Raw genomic sequence first — 14,277 nt, forward strand, 5'->3', positions numbered from 1 at the left:
GGCCCAAAGGGCAACGCCTGCCAATACCAAACCTGATTGACGCTCCGCGACAAGCAAAACGCACAAAAAACTTGATGGTGGCGGCAAAGTCCGCCATCGTCATCTATGTCGCGACCAAGGATCCTCATCCTGATTGACGCGCAACTCTCAGCCAGATTGTCGCGCTACAGTCTTGCCAATACCGCCGCGACCCGCGACCAGATATGGAACTCCAGCAGGAACAAGGCGCCCTGCGACCCATTCCTGCTCCGGCGGCTCAACACTGAAACGGCCGATCCCCATTTCGATCAGGCGACGGCGGCGCTGATGCCATGGCTTTTCACGGAGGCACTGGTTCAGCCAGTCCTGAATAACCCAGTCACATTCTTCCTGGTCGAGGGAAAAGCCTTCCAAAATTGTGTCGTCGTTTTTAGGGTATCGAAAACTGCGGATCGAGACAGGCAAGGACTGAACTTTCAGGCGTGCGCAGATATTTCGACCCGCCTTGATGCCGTCGGTGTCTTTGTAGTTCGGGATCAAGACCAGGTCGCGCGCTGTTGCCTGATCATCGGTGAGATCGCTCCATGCGAGGGATTCGTATCCGAGAGCCGAGAGCCTGTCGGCGACAGCCTGTGTCTGACACAGTAAGAGGGTTGAAAGCTTCATTGATCTGCTCGTATTTGCTTGTTTGCGTTCACGCCCGGCAAGGCGTGGAGGGGAAATAGTTCCCAGGGCAGGCGTCGAAAAACACAGATCGAAAAAGTTCTTGACAGGTGCTTCCAGCGTTTCCGGTGATTTGGGAATCCCGTCGTTGCCAAAAGTTCCTAGGAACAAAATAAATCTTAAAATCAATAGCTTTCGAGATTTTCCCGTTCCTGGGAACGAGTATTCCCGGGAATAGATTTTTCCTTAATTTCAATGGTTTCCGGTTCCGCCTTACTGCGTAAGGTGCGGCAACGGCTTGGCCTGCCGAGCCGCTTTTTGCGCTACGAAGGGGTAAATCGCTTCTGAGATGGCCGCTCTGGCACATATCCCCTCCGCACAGGATGAAAGGGATGCCATGACAGACATACAGACAGCAGTGGAGCACGACCTCAGCCTTATAGCCGGTAACCTTGACTCAGCGTTTCCGGAGGGCGCACCGGTGTTTATCATAGCAGTTGGACAAGAAGGCTTCATTGAGAACCGGATCATCGCGAATATCATGGTCGACTACCTCGGCAACGTGACATTCCGGGGGCCGGTTAACGATAAGGCCCATCTCTTCCTCCACCTCTTCGACTATCGCGTCGAATGGCACCGCGGCGCCCCGATGACATACACGCTGTGCGGCTGTGCAAGGAGGCTGAGCGCGCATGAGCGGATGGTCGGGCGGCAGCGAGGAGATCTCCTATGATACCCATTGAAGCGCGCATTGATGAATTGGAGGAACATCTGGGCCTTGTCGCGGCCTGGCTCGAGTATCGGTTCCCAGAACTCGGCCAAATCCGGTTGCACAGTGCAATCCAAGATGAAGGGGTGTCGACGCAAACGATTGCCGCTGTTCTGGTCGATGCAAACAGTGAAGGCTTCGGCCCGGGCATGGCGGTCGCAGAGGCAAAGCGTTGCCTGGGAATGTTTGGCTGGAACGTTAACTGGTTCAGCGGATCGCCTGTCGCCGCCGGGGTCTGGTCGGATGCGGTGCCGTTGCTTGCGCGCGACTGGGTGAACACGATGCTCTTGCTGGAGGATGGCGACCCGGTATTCGGGCCGGATTGAGAAATCCTGCCGAAAGTGCTGGCCGGGACCTATATTCCGTTCAAGCCTACCAAGAGAGCGAGCGCTTCCCATGAGATCCCTGCGAGCGTTGAGATTGGCATACACGCGCTCGCAGGGTCGGGAAGACGCTGCGCGAGTCGCATGAACACGCAACACCATTCCGGCGATTTCCGATCAAAATTCAAAGTTCCGACCTCCTGACCTCAACAAATTTGAGGTCCACACATGCCCGCTCCCAAGCTTTCAAAATCCAGCCTTTCCAATGCTTTGGCCGCTCTGAAAGAGCACGGCTTCGCGCCGTCCCATATAGAATTCACTTCGGACGGAGGCTTTGCCATCGACATCGAGACACCGACTACGTCACAAGACGTACCGAAATCGGACGCCGCCGGTCCGAAGAAGTGGGGAGCCAAGAGGTGAGACATCATTTTCCTGGGTTGTTGAAAGACAAGACCGCCGCCGGCTCGATCCGGTGGCGCGTTCGAGTTGAAGGCCAGCCGAACAAGAAAGTCCGGATACCCTGCGGGCCTGGCGAACCGCAGTTCCATGAGCACTACTATGCCGCGAGGGCAGGGCAGACGGTTGAGACTGTGCAGCCGAAATCGCCGAAGTCTGGCACGCTGGACGCCCTGGTTGATCGCTACCTCGACCACCTCGCTACCAAGGTCGATCGCGGCCAGGCATCGCCCCTCACATTGAAAGGGCACCGGTCGCTACTAACGCGCGGCCTCGAAGTTAAAGACCCCGACGGCGACAGAATGGGTGGCCTCGACGCAGATATGCCCACGGCGGCCTTCCTGCACATGCGTGACAAGTTCCCGAGCGGAGCGGGCCACAACCTGATCAAAGCCTTGCGCGCAGCCTATGCTTTCGGGGTGGAGCGCGAGCTCGTGAAGAGCGCAGATGCCATTCAATCCGTCCGCAAAGAACACCGAACCGGCGAGGGCGCTGTCGCGTGGAGCGTTGAAGACTTCCAGAATTTCATAGCCCATCATCGACCAGGATCGACGGCCCGTCTCTGGATCCTCTTATCTCTCAACACATTGCCCAGGATTGGAGATGTCCCAGGACTCGGGTGGCCGCACGTTCATGACGGGGTCTTGTCATATCAGCCGTCGAAGCGTGGTTCCGCCCCGGTGTCCGTGCCGCTCCTCGGCTGGCTGCAAGAAGAACTTGAACGCCACCCGAAAGCCAAAAACGGGCCTTTTATTCGAACAGAAGCCGGTGCGCCGTTTCGATCCTCCGAAGCCCTCCGAAACCGGATCCAGAAATGGACAGCCGCAGCCGGACTGCCGCGCGGACGCACGCAGCACGGCGTCCGAAAAGGCGCTGCGGCTTTGCTCGTTGCGGCCGGCGCAACTCAGTATGAAGTCATGTCGGTAATGGCGCACACCGAAGCAAAGACCTCGGAAGTCTACACTCGGAGCGCTGAGCGGGGTCGTCTTGCGGCTTCCGGAATCGCGCGACTCGACAGTCTTGACTTTGAAAAGATGGACCACGGCAATTCTGGCGTGGTCCAAAATGAAGAAAAAATCCAATAAAAAAACGCTATAATAGGCAAATGGTAGGCCCGGAGGGACTCGAACCCCCAACCAAAGCGTTATGAGCGCTCTGCTCTAACCAATTGAGCTACAGGCCCGCCAGCCCTTTCCGCTACGCCGAAAAGGGCTGGCGCGTCAATACCGGAGCGTCAGCGCGGGTCGAACCGGCCGATGGGCTTCTTGAGGTAGCTGTGTCCGTCCGCCTCGGGCTCGGGCAGGCGGCCGCCGCGGATGTTGACCTGCAGTGCCTCCAGCATCCGCGCAGGCAGTTTCAGCGTCTGGTCGCGCGCCTCGCGGGTGGCGATGAATTCCGCCTTGCCGATGCCGTCCTTGACGTGGCGGTTGCTCAGGCGGTGTTCGGCCACCGTGGCCATGTATTGCGGGGCCACGCCCGGCGCTGGATAATCATGCCCGACATAGAGCCGCGTCTGGCCGGGCAGATCGAGGATGGCGCGGATGGAATTCCACAGGTCCTCGGTGCTGCCGCCGGGGAAATCGGCCCGGCTGGTGCCCGAGGCGGGCATCATCAGCGTGTCGTGCACGAAGGCCGCATCGCCGGCCACATAGGTGATCGAGGCCAGCGTATGCCCGGGCGAGAACATCACCTTGACCGGAATTTCGCCGACCATGAACTCCTCGCCCTCGGCGAAAAGCCTGTCCCACTGGCCGCCGTCGGTGGTCAGCTCGGGTAGGTGGTAAAGGCCTTGCCACAACTGCTGCACGCCGGTGACCTTGTCGCCGATGGCATGGGGCGCGCCGAGCTTTTCTTTCAGGTAGGGTCCGGCGCTGAAGTGGTCGGCATGGGGGTGGGTGTCGAGCACCCAGTCCACCGTCAACCCCTCCTCCTGGACATAGTCGAGGATCTCGTCGGCGCTGTCGGTGCTGACGGCCCCGGCTTCGGGGAAGTAGTTCCAGACCGGGTCCACGATGGCCGCGCGCCGCGTTTTCGGGTCGTGGAAGACATATTGCAGGCTGCCGGTGGGGCGGTCGAAGAAGGCCCGTACGACGGGGGAAGGGGTTTGCGAGGTCATGCTCGTTCCTTTCAAATATTAGAATTCCGTAATGTGATTTGGGGGCGATAGCGCGCAGGTCAACCCCGCCCGTTGCCCTGATTTCAAAAACAGGCTATCGCGCGGCTGGATAATGCAGGGCGGGAGCAGGCGCACAATGGCGGACGAGGGCGAGGGGCTGACCTATGCGGCGGCCGGTGTGGACATCGCGGCGGGCAATGCGCTGGTTGACCGGATCAAGCCCGCGGCCAAGCGCACCGACCGGCCCGGCGTCATGGCCGGGCTGGGCGGCTTCGGCGGGTTGTTCGACCTGAAAGCGGCCGGCTTTGACGACCCGGTGCTTGTCGCCGCGACCGACGGGGTGGGCACCAAACTGCGCATTGCCATCGACACCGGAGACCTGGGCGGCGTCGGCATCGACCTTGTCGCCATGTGCGTGAACGATCTTGTCTGCCAGGGGGCCGAGCCGCTTTTCTTCCTCGATTACTTTGCCACCGGCAAGCTGGAGCCTGACAGCGCGGCCCGGGTGATCGAGGGCATCGCCAGGGGCTGCGAGGACAGCGGCTGTGCCCTGATCGGGGGCGAGACGGCAGAAATGCCCGGCATGTATGCGGGCGGCGATTTCGATCTTGCGGGGTTTGCCGTGGGCGCGATGGAACGCGGCACCGCCTTGCCCGCGGGCGTGGCCGAGGGCGACGTGCTGCTGGGGCTGGCCAGCAACGGGGTGCATTCCAACGGCTATTCGCTGGTGCGCCGGGTGGTTGCGCAGTCGGGCCTTGGCTGGGGCGAGGCCTGCCCCTGGGGCGCGGGCACGCTGGGCGCGGCCCTGCTGGCGCCGACGCGGCTTTACGTCAAGCAGGTGCTGGCCGCGATCCGCGCCGGTGGCGTGCATGGCCTGGCCCATATCACCGGTGGCGGGCTGACCGAGAACCTGCCGCGCGTCCTGCCCGATGGGCTGGGCGCCGAGGTCGACCTCGACGCCTGGACCCTGCCGCCGGTCTTCCGCTGGCTGGCCGAGCAGGGCGGCATGGGGCCGGACGAGATGCTCAAGACCTTCAACAGCGGCATCGGCATGGTCGTCGTGGTGCAGGCGGATCAGGCGGACCGCGTCGCCGCGACGCTGGAGGACGCGGGCGAGGACGTGGCCCGCCTGGGTCGGGTCACGGCAGGCGCGGGTGTCAGCTATCGGGGCATGCTTTTTTGACCAAGCGGGTCGCTATCCTGATTTCTGGCGGCGGGTCCAACATGGCGGTGTTGGCCGACAGCATGCAGGGCGATCATCCGGCACGGCCCTGCCTGGTGGTGTCGAATATCGCCGATGCGTGCGGGCTGACCAAGGCCCACGCGCGAGGCATTCCCACCGTCACGGTCGATCATCGGGACTTCATCAAAGACAGGGAAGCATTTGAAACTGAATTGATTTCCCAGATTGAGCCCCATGCGCCTGACATCCTGTGCCTGGCCGGGTTCATGCGTATCCTGACCCCGCTGTTCATCACGCATTACACGGGGCGGATGCTGAACATCCACCCCTCGCTGCTGCCCCGCTACAAGGGGTTGAACACCCATGCCCGTGCGCTGGCGGCCGGTGATGCCGAGGCAGGGTGCAGCGTGCACGAGGTCACGGCCGACCTGGACGGCGGACCGATCCTGGGCCGGGCGCGGGTGCCGGTGCATGCCGATGACAGCGCCGAAACGCTCGCAGCGCGGGTGCTGGAACAGGAGCACAGACTTTATCCGGCGGTGCTTCGGCGCTTCGCGGCGGGAGACCGGACGCCGGTTCATCTTCCCTGACTTTCGGTCCTCGGAAAAACAGGCTAAAGCGACGACATGAAAACCATTACCCAGACCGAAGACCTCGCCGCCTTCTGCGCGGAGGCCGCCAAGCATCCCTACGTCACTGTCGACACGGAGTTCCTGCGCGAACGGACCTATTACTCCAAACTCTGCCTGGTGCAGCTGGCCTTTCCGGGCGAGGGCGACGGGAACGCGGTCCTTGTCGACCCGCTGGTCGATGGGCTCTCGCTGGAGCCGCTCTACGACCTGTTCCGGGATCATGGCGTGGTCAAGGTTTTCCATGCCGCGCGCCAGGACCTGGAGATTTTCCACGTCGATGCCGGGATCATTCCCGAGCCGCTGTTTGACACGCAGGTCGCGGCCATGGTCTGCGGATTCGGTGAACAGGTCGGCTATGAAACCCTCGTGCGCAAGATCGCCAAGGCCTCGCTGGACAAGTCCAGCCGCTTCACCGACTGGTCGCGCCGCCCGCTGACCGAGGCGCAGAAGACCTATGCCCTGGCCGATGTCACACACCTGCGGGTCATCTACGAGGAACTGGACCGCCAGATCACACGGTCGGGACGCAAGAAATGGGTGGCCGAGGAAATGGCTGTGCTCCAGGACCCGGCGACATACCGGGTCGATCCCGCCACTGCCTGGATGCGCATCAAGACGCGGACAAGCTCGGGCAAGGTTCTGGCAATTGTGCGCGAACTGGCGCGCTTTCGCGAGGCCCATGCCCAGGCGCGCAACATTCCGCGCAACCGGGTTTTCAAGGATGATGCGCTGGTCGAGCTGGCCTCGACCAAGCCGCAGTCGGAAAAGGACCTGTCGCGGTCGCGCCTCCTGCTGCGCGAGGCCCGCCGCGGCGAGATCGCCGAGGGCATCCTGCGCGCGGTCAGGGCCGGTCTGGACACGCCCCCCGAAGAGGTGCCGCAGCCCGACCGCTCGCGCGAGAAACTGCAGGTGAACCCGGCGCTGGCGGACATGCTGCGGGTTCTGCTCAAGGCCAAGGCCGAGGGCGAGGGCGTGGCGCAGAAACTGATCGCCAGTTCCGCCGACCTGGATGCGCTGGCCGCCGGGGAACGCGATATTCCCGCCCTGAAGGGCTGGCGGCGCGAGGTCTTCGGGGCGGATGCCCTGCGGCTCTGTGACGGCGAGATCGGCCTGGTCGTGCAGGGCCAGAGGGTGGTGGCGCAGGCGCTCTGAGCGGGGCGGCGACGCATTATGCGTCGCCCGCGCCTGGCTGGCGCAGGCGCCCGCCCGTGCCCGGCGGTCGGCCCGTCAGGGTCGGGCGCTGCGGCTGTTTTCGGCGCCCGTCACACGCAGACTGCGCAGGCCGGCCACCTCTGACGGGTCGAGGGTATATCCCACCGTGATCTGCCGGCTGCGGGCCGGGCCCTGCGCCTCGAAATCGGGCGGCGCCTCGGCCCGCAATTCCAGTGTCAGAACGCCGTTTTCGATGGAGAGGGGCACAAGCGCGGCGTTGAAATAGCCCGGGCTGTCGGCCTCGCCGGTGGCCGAGACGATGGCGCCATAGGGGGTGCGGTCGACGGAGAGCGCGGTGATGCGCTGCACCGGCACGCGTTGGTCGGTGACGATCAGTTGCCGGCCCGAGGGCACCAGCGGCCGGGCCTCCTGCGGGGCGGCACTGGCCGCAGCCCGGGCGGTGCGATCGCCGCCGCCGAACCAGTTGAGCGGATTAACGGCACTGTCGGCCAGTCGGGCACAGCCCGAGGTGGTTGTCACAACGAGTGCTGACAGAAGAATGCCGCGCCGCATGTCTTGCCCCCGGGGTTGCTGGCCTGATCCTGGCCCAGCCAAGGCTTAGCGCGGCTTGACACCCGTGAAAAGCGCCCACTGGACGCCGCCGGTGCGCAGGCTTACATCACAGACAGGACAGACAGGAGCGCGCGGATGGCCACGGAGAATTTTGAAGAGATTGTCGAGACCTTCGAATTCCTGGACGACTGGGAGGATCGCTATGCCCATGTGATCGACATGGGCAAGGCGATGGACCCGCTGGAGGAGGCGCTGAAGGTGCCCGCCACCAAGGTCGAGGGCTGTGCCAGTCAGGTCTGGCTGGTGCCCCGGATCGAGGATGGCGTCTTTTCGTTCCGCGGGGACAGCGACGCCATGATCGTGCGCGGGCTCATCGCCACGCTCGCGGCGCTCTACAACGGGGTGCCGGTCGAAGAGGTGCCGCGCGTGGACGCTCGTGCCGAACTGGGCCGGCTGCAACTGACCGAGCATCTCTCGGCGCAGCGCTCGAACGGCCTGCGGGCCATGATCGAACGCATCCGCAGCGTCGCGGCCAGCGAGGTGGCGGCGGGCTGAGGGCACGCCGGGACGCCGCGCGTTGCCCCGGTCGGGGCAACGACGCCCGGCCGCCGTCCCGGTCGGCCGGTTCGCTGCCCCGGACCCCGGAGTTTTTCGCCAAGATGAAGATCAGGCCTGCGCGGCCAGGGCCCCGGCCAGGTCTCCGTAGCCGGTGAAACGGCGCTCAAAATCCAGGCCTAGCGTCTCGGCGCAGGCACGGGCCTTCGCGGTCAACGCCGGGTCGTCGGTCTGGGCGAGGTAGACCAGCGTCTCGTAGTGGCCGAAGTACATCTCGCGCAGTTCGGGGTGGCGGTCGAGGCCCAGCGGTTTCGTCACGAACGCGTCAAACTGGCGGGCCAGGAAATCGGTCAGATAGAAGCAGGTGATATTGTCCTCGGCGGTTGCGGCGAAGCGGGCGGTGCCCTCGAAGAAGGCATAGCAGTGCGGGCCCGGGACCATCTCGACCCCCAGGGTCTCGCAGGTGCGCTGCAAGGCGCCGCCGGTGCCGCAGTCGGCGTAGACGACGAAGATGCGCGCGTAGGCGGCGCGGTGCTTTTGCACTGCCGCGACCACCGCTGGGGTGATCTGCTCGGGGGTGTTGTGCAGGATGGCGGGCAGGCAGTGCAGGTCCATGTGGGTCCAGCCGTTGGCGCGGATCAGCGCGAGGATCTCGCGCGCCAGCGCCCCGCAGGCCAGAAGCAGGACGCTGCCCGCGCCACGGGCGGGCAGGCCGGTTTCTGTCAGCGTTTGGTCGTCCATGTCCTGGCCCCCTCGGCGGAACAGCGCCCCGCCTGGCCGGGCGCGGCCTCAGCCCGCGGCCATCTGGTTGTGCTTGCGCGCCACGTAGTCCTTGGCGGTTTCCACGGCCACGGCCGCATCGCGGCAATAGGCATCGGCGCCGATGGCCTTGCCGAATTCCTCGTTGAGCGGCGCACCGCCCACCAGCACGACATAGTCATCGCGGATGCCCTGATCGATCATGGTGTCGATCACCACCTTCATGTAGGGCATGGTCGTGGTCAGCAGGGCCGACATGCCGAGGATGTCCGGCTTGTGCTCTTCGAGCGCCTCGAGGTAGTTCTCGACCGGGTTGTTGATGCCGATGTCCACCACTTCGAAGCCCGCACCCTCCATCATCATCGACACCAGGTTCTTGCCGATGTCGTGGATGTCGCCCTTGACCGTGCCGATCACCATGGAGCCCATGCGCGGGGCGCCGGTCTCGGCCAGCAGGGGTTTGAGGATCGACATGCCGCCCTTCATGGCGTTGGCCGCCAGCAGCACCTCGGGCACGAAGAGGATGCCATCGCGGAAGTCCTTGCCGACGACGGTCATGCCGCCCACCAGCGCCTCGGTCAGGATGCGGTAGGGCGCCCAGCCGCGGTCCAGCAGGATGTTCACGCCCTCCTCGATCTCTTCCTTGAGACCGTCGTAGAGGTCGTCGAACATCTGCTCGACCAGTTCGCCGTCGTCCAGATCGGCGAGGATCAGTTCTGCGTCGTCGTCTGACATGGTGATGCCCTCATTGCCTGCAACCTGCCCCGGATTTGCGCCGAATTGCCGCATCGGGTCTGGGTTGATTGCGACATGGAGGGCCCGTCATGCGACCTTGGCGCAAATGATGCTGTCCTGGACGGGCGATGGGGTCTTTTCAAATGTTCTTTGTTCGTTCATGGTTGGGGCATGGAGAGACTGGACAAGCCACTGGGCCATGGCGCCGCGCGGGGACGCGGCGCGCTGGACAATGCCGTCGGACGGTTCGAACCCTATACGCGGGTTCGGGTCGATGACGGCTGGGGGGGCGAGGAGGCCGCGCCGCTGCTGCGCACGCAGGTGGCCGAACAGCGCCCCCGTTCAGCGATCACGCGCAATGCCTCGCCGGATCTGTCCTTCGATCGCTCGGTCAATCCCTATCGGGGGTGCGAACATGGCTGCGTCTATTGTTTCGCCCGGCCCGGCCACGCCTGGCTGGGCCTGTCGCCGGGGCTCGACTTCGAGACGCGGCTGGTCGCGCGGCCCGGGATCGCCGAGGTGCTGGAGCGGGACTTGCGGCGCAGGGCCTATCGCCCGGCGACGTTGGCCATCGGCACCTATACCGACCCCTACCAGCCCGTCGAGGCGAGCCACGGCCTGATGCGTGAGGTTCTGGAGGTGCTGCGCCGGTTCCGCCATCCGGTGGGGATCGTCACCAAGGGCAGTCTGATCGAGCGCGATATCGACATCCTGGCCGAGATGGCCGCCGAGGGGCTTTGCGCGGTCGGCGTCTCGGTGACGACGCTGTACCGGGACGTGGCCCGCAAGATGGAGCCGCGCGTGCCTACGCCGGCCCGGCGGCTGCAGGTGATCGAGCGCTTGGCCCGGGCCGGCGTGCCGGTGCGGACCTGCGCATCGCCTCTGGTGCCCGGGCTGACCGACCACGAGCTGGAGGCGATCCTGGAGGCGGGCGCGGGGGCCGGGGCCGTGGCGGCCGCGATGATCCCGCTGCGGCTGCCGCAGGAGGTCGCGGGGCTTTTCGCGGATTGGGTCGCCGAGGCCTTTCCCGACCGCGCGGGCAAGGTCATGCGGCGGGTGCGCGACCTGCATGGCGGGCAGGACTATGACCCAGAATTCGGGCGCCGCATGAGCGGGCAGGGGACCTGGGCGGCGCTCTACCAGGCGCGGTTTCAGACGGCCTGCGCGCGGCTGGGCCTGTCGCGCGAGATGCCCGCGCTGCGTTCGGATCTTTTCGCGGTGCCGCTGGACACGCCCGAGCAACCGAGCCTGTTCTAGATGGATCGACGCCCTGCCGGACGGTCAGCGCGGGTTTGGCCTCAGCCCCGCCGGCGGCGTCCGCCCCGGCGTGGGCTGGGGGCATCCGCCGCGTCCTCGGTGCCGTCGGCGGCCGAGGAAAACCCGCCAAGCGCGGCGGCGATCTGGTCCAGCGTTGGGCGCTCGCCCCTTGGCCGGGTCTCCAGGGCCTCGCGCATGGCGCGCAGATGCTCGGGGGTGGTGCCGCAGCAGCCGCCGATGATCATGGCGCCGCAATCGCGCGCCAGGGCCGCGTAATCGGCCATCAGCGCCGGGGTGCCGTCGTAATGAATATGCCCGTCCACGTATTTCGGGATGCCCGCGTTGCCCTTGGCGATCATCGGGGTGTCCGGCCCGGCGGCGGCGAACCCCAGCATGGTGCGCAGCAGATCCGAGGCACCGACACCGCAATTGGCCCCGAAGGCCAGCGGCGGATGGTCCAGTTTGCCCACCAGCTTGACCATGTCGGCGCTGGTCAGACCCATCATGGTGCGCCCCGCGGTGTCAAAGCTCATGGTGCCGCACCAGGGCATGTCCGCCAGCGCGAAGGCCTGCGCGGCGGCCTTGTATTCCTCGGGCGCGCTGATCGTCTCGACCCAGAGAACATCCACGCCGCCCGCTTTCAGCGCCTCGGCCTGTTCGTGGAAGATCTCGACGGCGATCTCGTGGGTCAGGCTGCCCATGGGGGCCATGATCTCGCCCGTGGGGCCGACCGACCCGGCGACGACAACGTCCCGCCCGGCGGTGTCGGCGACGTCGCGGCCCAGCTCGGCGGCGGCGCGGTTCAATTCGCCCACGCGATCTTGACCGTCGTGCAGCTTCAGCCGCGCGGCATTGGCCCCGAAGGAATTGGTCAGGAACAGGTCCGACCCGGCCTCGACCGCGCCGGAAGAAAGTGCGCGGATGCGGTCGGGATGGTCGAGGTTCCAAAATTCGGGCGCATCGCCCGATTGCAGCCCCATGTTGAACAGCGTGGTGCCTGTCGCCCCGTCGGCCAGCAGCCAGTCGCGCTGTGCCAGAAGGCGGGACAGGGCATTATCCGGTGTGGTCTGTGGCATGACGGGCTCCGGTCCGGTCAGAAGGGGCGCCGACGCGTGGCGGGGGCGCGGCCTCAGTTCTCGGTGGCGAGCTGCGCCTTGGCTTGCGTGAGGCATTCGGCCATCTTGGCGCGGATGGTCGCCTCGTCGGCCTTGGCGCCAAGATCGCCGGCCAGCTTGCGATAGACATCCTCGTGGCCGGCCTCCTCGAAGTCGGCCTTCACGACCTCCCGGGCATAGGCCTCGGCCGCGTCGCCGGTCTTGCCCAGAAGCTCGGCTGCCCAGAGCCCGACGAGCCTGTTGCGGCGGGCCTCGGCCTTGAACTGCATCTCAGCGTCGTGGGCGAACTTGTTCTCGAAGGCGTTTTCGCGATCATCGAAGGTGGACATGGGGCGAACCTCGTCGTTGCTGGTCTCGGGGCAGGTGTTTGATCCTGATATGCCCGCTGCGAGGCTTGCCCGCAAGGGACGCTTGCCCTAAGAGGCGCAGATGCCGCAACCCGCATCGGGTCGCCGGCGGAAACGGAGCATCAATGGCACGGCGCAACAAGATCTACGAAGGCAAGGCGAAGGTTCTCTATGAAGGTCCCGAGCCCGGCACGCTGGTTCAGTATTTCAAGGACGATGCCACCGCCAATAACGCCGAGAAGCGCGACGTTATCGACGGCAAGGGCGTGCTCAACAACCGCCTGAGCGAATTCTTCATGATGGGGCTGGGCAACATCGGCGTGCCGACCCATTTCATCAAGCGCCTGAACATGCGCGAACAGCTGATCCGGCAGGTCGAGGTGATCCCGCTCGAGGTGATCGTGCGCAACTATGCCGCCGGCTCCATGGCCAAGCGGCTGGGCCTGGAAGAAGGCACGCCGCTGCCGCGCCCGATCGTCGAATATTCTTACAAGGAGGATGCCCTGGGCGACCCGCTGGTGCCCGAGGAATATATCCTGGCCTTCGGCTGGGCCACCCAGCAGGACCTTGACGATATCCTGTCGCTGGCGCTGCGGGTCAATGATTTCATGTCCGGGGTCATGCATGGCGTCGGAATCAGGCTGGTGGATTTCAAGATCGAGATCGGCCGCCTCTGGGATGGCGACTACATGCGCCTTGTCGTGGCCGACGAGATTAGCCCGGACAGCTGCCGCCTGTGGGATGTCGAGACCGGCCAGAAGCTCGACAAGGACGTCTTCCGCCGCGACCTGGGCAACCTGACCGACGCCTACACCGAGGTGGCCCGGCGCCTGGGCGTGATCCCCGCCAATTCCGCGCATCCCAAGCCGACGCTGATCAACTGATCTGCCGCCACCGATGCGCCGACGTTACGAGATGAAGACAGGAGCTTGCCCATGACCACCTCCGTGAAAGCCAAGGTCATCGTGATGCTGAAACAGGGTGTTCTGGACCCGCAGGGCGAGGCGGTGCGCCATGCCCTGGCCGCGCTTGGTTTCGACGGGGTGGAAGGCGTGCGCCAGGGCAAGGTCATCGAGCTGGACCTCGCCGCCGGCACCGGCGAGGAGACGGTGCGCAAGATGTGCGAGAAGCTGCTCGCCAACACCGTGATCGAGAGCTACCGGATCGAGATCGACTGATGCGCGCGGCGGTCCTGCGCGAGATCCGCCAGCCGCTGAGCCTGGAGGACCGGCCCGATCCCGGCTGTCCGGCTGACGGGGTGGTCTGCCGGGTGCTGGCCAGCGGCATCTGCCGCAGCGACTGGCACGCCTGGGAGGGGGGTGATCCGGTCCCGCTGCCGCATATCCCCGGCCATGAATACTGCGGCGAGGTCCTGGCCGTGGGCCGCGACGTGCGCCGCTGGGCCGTGGGCGACAGGGTCATCGCGCCCTTCATCCTGGCCTGCGGGCACTGCCCCGACTGTGCCGCCGGGCATCAGACGGCCTGCGCCGACCAGATCGTGCCGGGCTTTACCTGCGCCGGGTCCTTCGCGGAATACATCGCCGTCCCACGGGCCGACCACAACCTGACCACCTTGCCCGCCGGGCTCGACCCGGCCCTGGCCGCCGCCCTGGGCTGCCGTGTCACAACGGCCTGGCACGCGCACACGGGCCGCGCGGCG

At 65.2% G+C, this 14,277-nt stretch carries 18 protein-coding genes and 1 tRNA gene; 11 read left to right on the forward strand and 8 right to left on the reverse strand.

The annotated features are described in order from the left end of the window. Positions 1-147: 147 nt before the first annotated feature. Positions 148-645 (reverse strand): hypothetical protein, encoded by a 498-nt coding sequence (locus ACH107_RS23345; protein WP_412507887.1) that lies wholly within the window; start codon positions 643-645, stop codon positions 148-150. A 394-nt stretch (positions 646-1,039) separates the two neighbouring features. Here ACH107_RS23345 and ACH107_RS23350 point away from each other — a divergent pair, with 394 nt between their 5' ends. The 3 genes from ACH107_RS23350 (at position 1,040) to ACH107_RS23360 (ending at position 3,278) form a co-directional block, all read left to right on the forward strand. Continuing rightward, a complete protein-coding gene (locus tag ACH107_RS23350; RefSeq protein ID WP_412507889.1) occupies positions 1,040-1,375 on the forward strand; it encodes a hypothetical protein in 336 nt (111 codons plus the stop codon). Beyond that, positions 1,372-1,737 (forward strand): hypothetical protein, encoded by a 366-nt coding sequence (locus ACH107_RS23355; protein ID WP_412507890.1) that lies wholly within the window; start codon positions 1,372-1,374, stop codon positions 1,735-1,737. Before ACH107_RS23350 ends, ACH107_RS23355 begins: the two co-directional genes overlap by 4 nt. A gap of 416 nt (positions 1,738-2,153) precedes the next feature. After that, positions 2,154-3,278 (forward strand): tyrosine-type recombinase/integrase, encoded by a 1,125-nt coding sequence (locus ACH107_RS23360; protein WP_412507891.1) that lies wholly within the window; start codon positions 2,154-2,156, stop codon positions 3,276-3,278. Between the two features lie 21 nt (positions 3,279-3,299). Here ACH107_RS23360 and ACH107_RS23365 read toward each other — a convergent pair. Beyond that, positions 3,300-3,376: transfer RNA gene (locus ACH107_RS23365), tRNA-Ile, on the reverse strand. A 51-nt stretch (positions 3,377-3,427) separates the two neighbouring features. Continuing rightward, positions 3,428-4,309, reverse strand: a complete 882-nt coding sequence (locus ACH107_RS23370; protein ID WP_310691632.1) for an MBL fold metallo-hydrolase — start codon at positions 4,307-4,309, stop codon at positions 3,428-3,430. Between the two features lie 136 nt (positions 4,310-4,445). Here ACH107_RS23370 and purM point away from each other — a divergent pair, with 136 nt between their 5' ends. The 3 genes from purM to rnd are packed head-to-tail and all read left to right on the forward strand — an operon-like array spanning position 4,446 to position 7,276. Further along, positions 4,446-5,492 (forward strand): phosphoribosylformylglycinamidine cyclo-ligase, encoded by a 1,047-nt coding sequence (gene purM / locus ACH107_RS23375; RefSeq protein WP_310691633.1) that lies wholly within the window; start codon positions 4,446-4,448, stop codon positions 5,490-5,492. Further along, a complete protein-coding gene (purN, locus tag ACH107_RS23380) occupies positions 5,489-6,082 on the forward strand; it encodes a phosphoribosylglycinamide formyltransferase (RefSeq protein ID WP_412507893.1) in 594 nt (197 codons plus the stop codon). Before purM ends, purN begins: the two co-directional genes overlap by 4 nt. A gap of 36 nt (positions 6,083-6,118) precedes the next feature. Continuing rightward, positions 6,119-7,276: a ribonuclease D gene (gene rnd / locus ACH107_RS23385; protein WP_310691635.1), complete on the forward strand. Its 1,158-nt coding sequence runs from the start codon at positions 6,119-6,121 to the stop codon at positions 7,274-7,276. A 75-nt stretch (positions 7,277-7,351) separates the two neighbouring features. On the opposite strand, the gene ACH107_RS23390 is transcribed toward rnd, so the two are convergent. Next, positions 7,352-7,849 carry a hypothetical protein gene (locus ACH107_RS23390; protein WP_412507894.1) on the reverse strand — a complete coding sequence of 166 codons (498 nt, stop codon included), beginning with the start codon at positions 7,847-7,849 and terminating at the stop codon, positions 7,352-7,354. 135 nt (positions 7,850-7,984) lie between these two features. On the opposite strand from ACH107_RS23390, the gene ACH107_RS23395 reads away from it, so the two are divergent. Continuing rightward, positions 7,985-8,404: a SufE family protein gene (locus ACH107_RS23395; protein WP_310691638.1), complete on the forward strand. Its 420-nt coding sequence runs from the start codon at positions 7,985-7,987 to the stop codon at positions 8,402-8,404. Positions 8,405-8,515: 111 nt separating this feature from the next. Here the strand turns inward: ACH107_RS23395 and ACH107_RS23400 are convergent, their stop codons facing one another. Beyond that, positions 8,516-9,145: a DUF1638 domain-containing protein gene (locus ACH107_RS23400; RefSeq protein WP_310691639.1), complete on the reverse strand. Its 630-nt coding sequence runs from the start codon at positions 9,143-9,145 to the stop codon at positions 8,516-8,518. A gap of 48 nt (positions 9,146-9,193) precedes the next feature. Beyond that, the gene (locus ACH107_RS23405) at positions 9,194-9,898 is read right to left on the reverse strand and encodes a B12-binding domain-containing protein (protein ID WP_310691640.1); all 705 of its coding nucleotides are present in this window, start codon (positions 9,896-9,898) and stop codon (positions 9,194-9,196) included. A gap of 171 nt (positions 9,899-10,069) precedes the next feature. Between ACH107_RS23405 and ACH107_RS23410 the strand changes: the two genes are divergently transcribed. Next, entirely contained in the window at positions 10,070-11,155 is a 1,086-nt protein-coding gene (locus tag ACH107_RS23410) for a PA0069 family radical SAM protein (protein ID WP_412507896.1), read from the forward strand. A 41-nt stretch (positions 11,156-11,196) separates the two neighbouring features. On the opposite strand, the gene bmt is transcribed toward ACH107_RS23410, so the two are convergent. After that, a complete protein-coding gene (gene bmt / locus ACH107_RS23415; RefSeq protein WP_412507897.1) occupies positions 11,197-12,231 on the reverse strand; it encodes a betaine--homocysteine S-methyltransferase in 1,035 nt (344 codons plus the stop codon). 53 nt (positions 12,232-12,284) lie between these two features. Continuing rightward, positions 12,285-12,599, reverse strand: a complete 315-nt coding sequence (locus ACH107_RS23420) for a DUF1476 domain-containing protein (RefSeq protein ID WP_310691643.1) — start codon at positions 12,597-12,599, stop codon at positions 12,285-12,287. A gap of 143 nt (positions 12,600-12,742) precedes the next feature. On the opposite strand from ACH107_RS23420, the gene purC reads away from it, so the two are divergent. From purC to ACH107_RS23435, 3 genes are all read left to right on the forward strand, one after another. After that, positions 12,743-13,501, forward strand: coding sequence for a phosphoribosylaminoimidazolesuccinocarboxamide synthase (gene purC / locus ACH107_RS23425; protein ID WP_310691644.1), 759 nt, complete (start codon positions 12,743-12,745; stop codon positions 13,499-13,501). A 63-nt stretch (positions 13,502-13,564) separates the two neighbouring features. Further along, positions 13,565-13,795 (forward strand): phosphoribosylformylglycinamidine synthase subunit PurS, encoded by a 231-nt coding sequence (gene purS / locus ACH107_RS23430; protein WP_412507900.1) that lies wholly within the window; start codon positions 13,565-13,567, stop codon positions 13,793-13,795. Further along, a partial coding sequence (locus tag ACH107_RS23435; protein ID WP_412507899.1) for an alcohol dehydrogenase catalytic domain-containing protein occupies positions 13,795-14,277 on the forward strand: 483 nt, incomplete at its 3' end. The genes purS and ACH107_RS23435, both read left to right, overlap by 1 nt.

The organism is Roseovarius halophilus (ex Wu et al. 2025) (genome assembly GCF_047086965.1).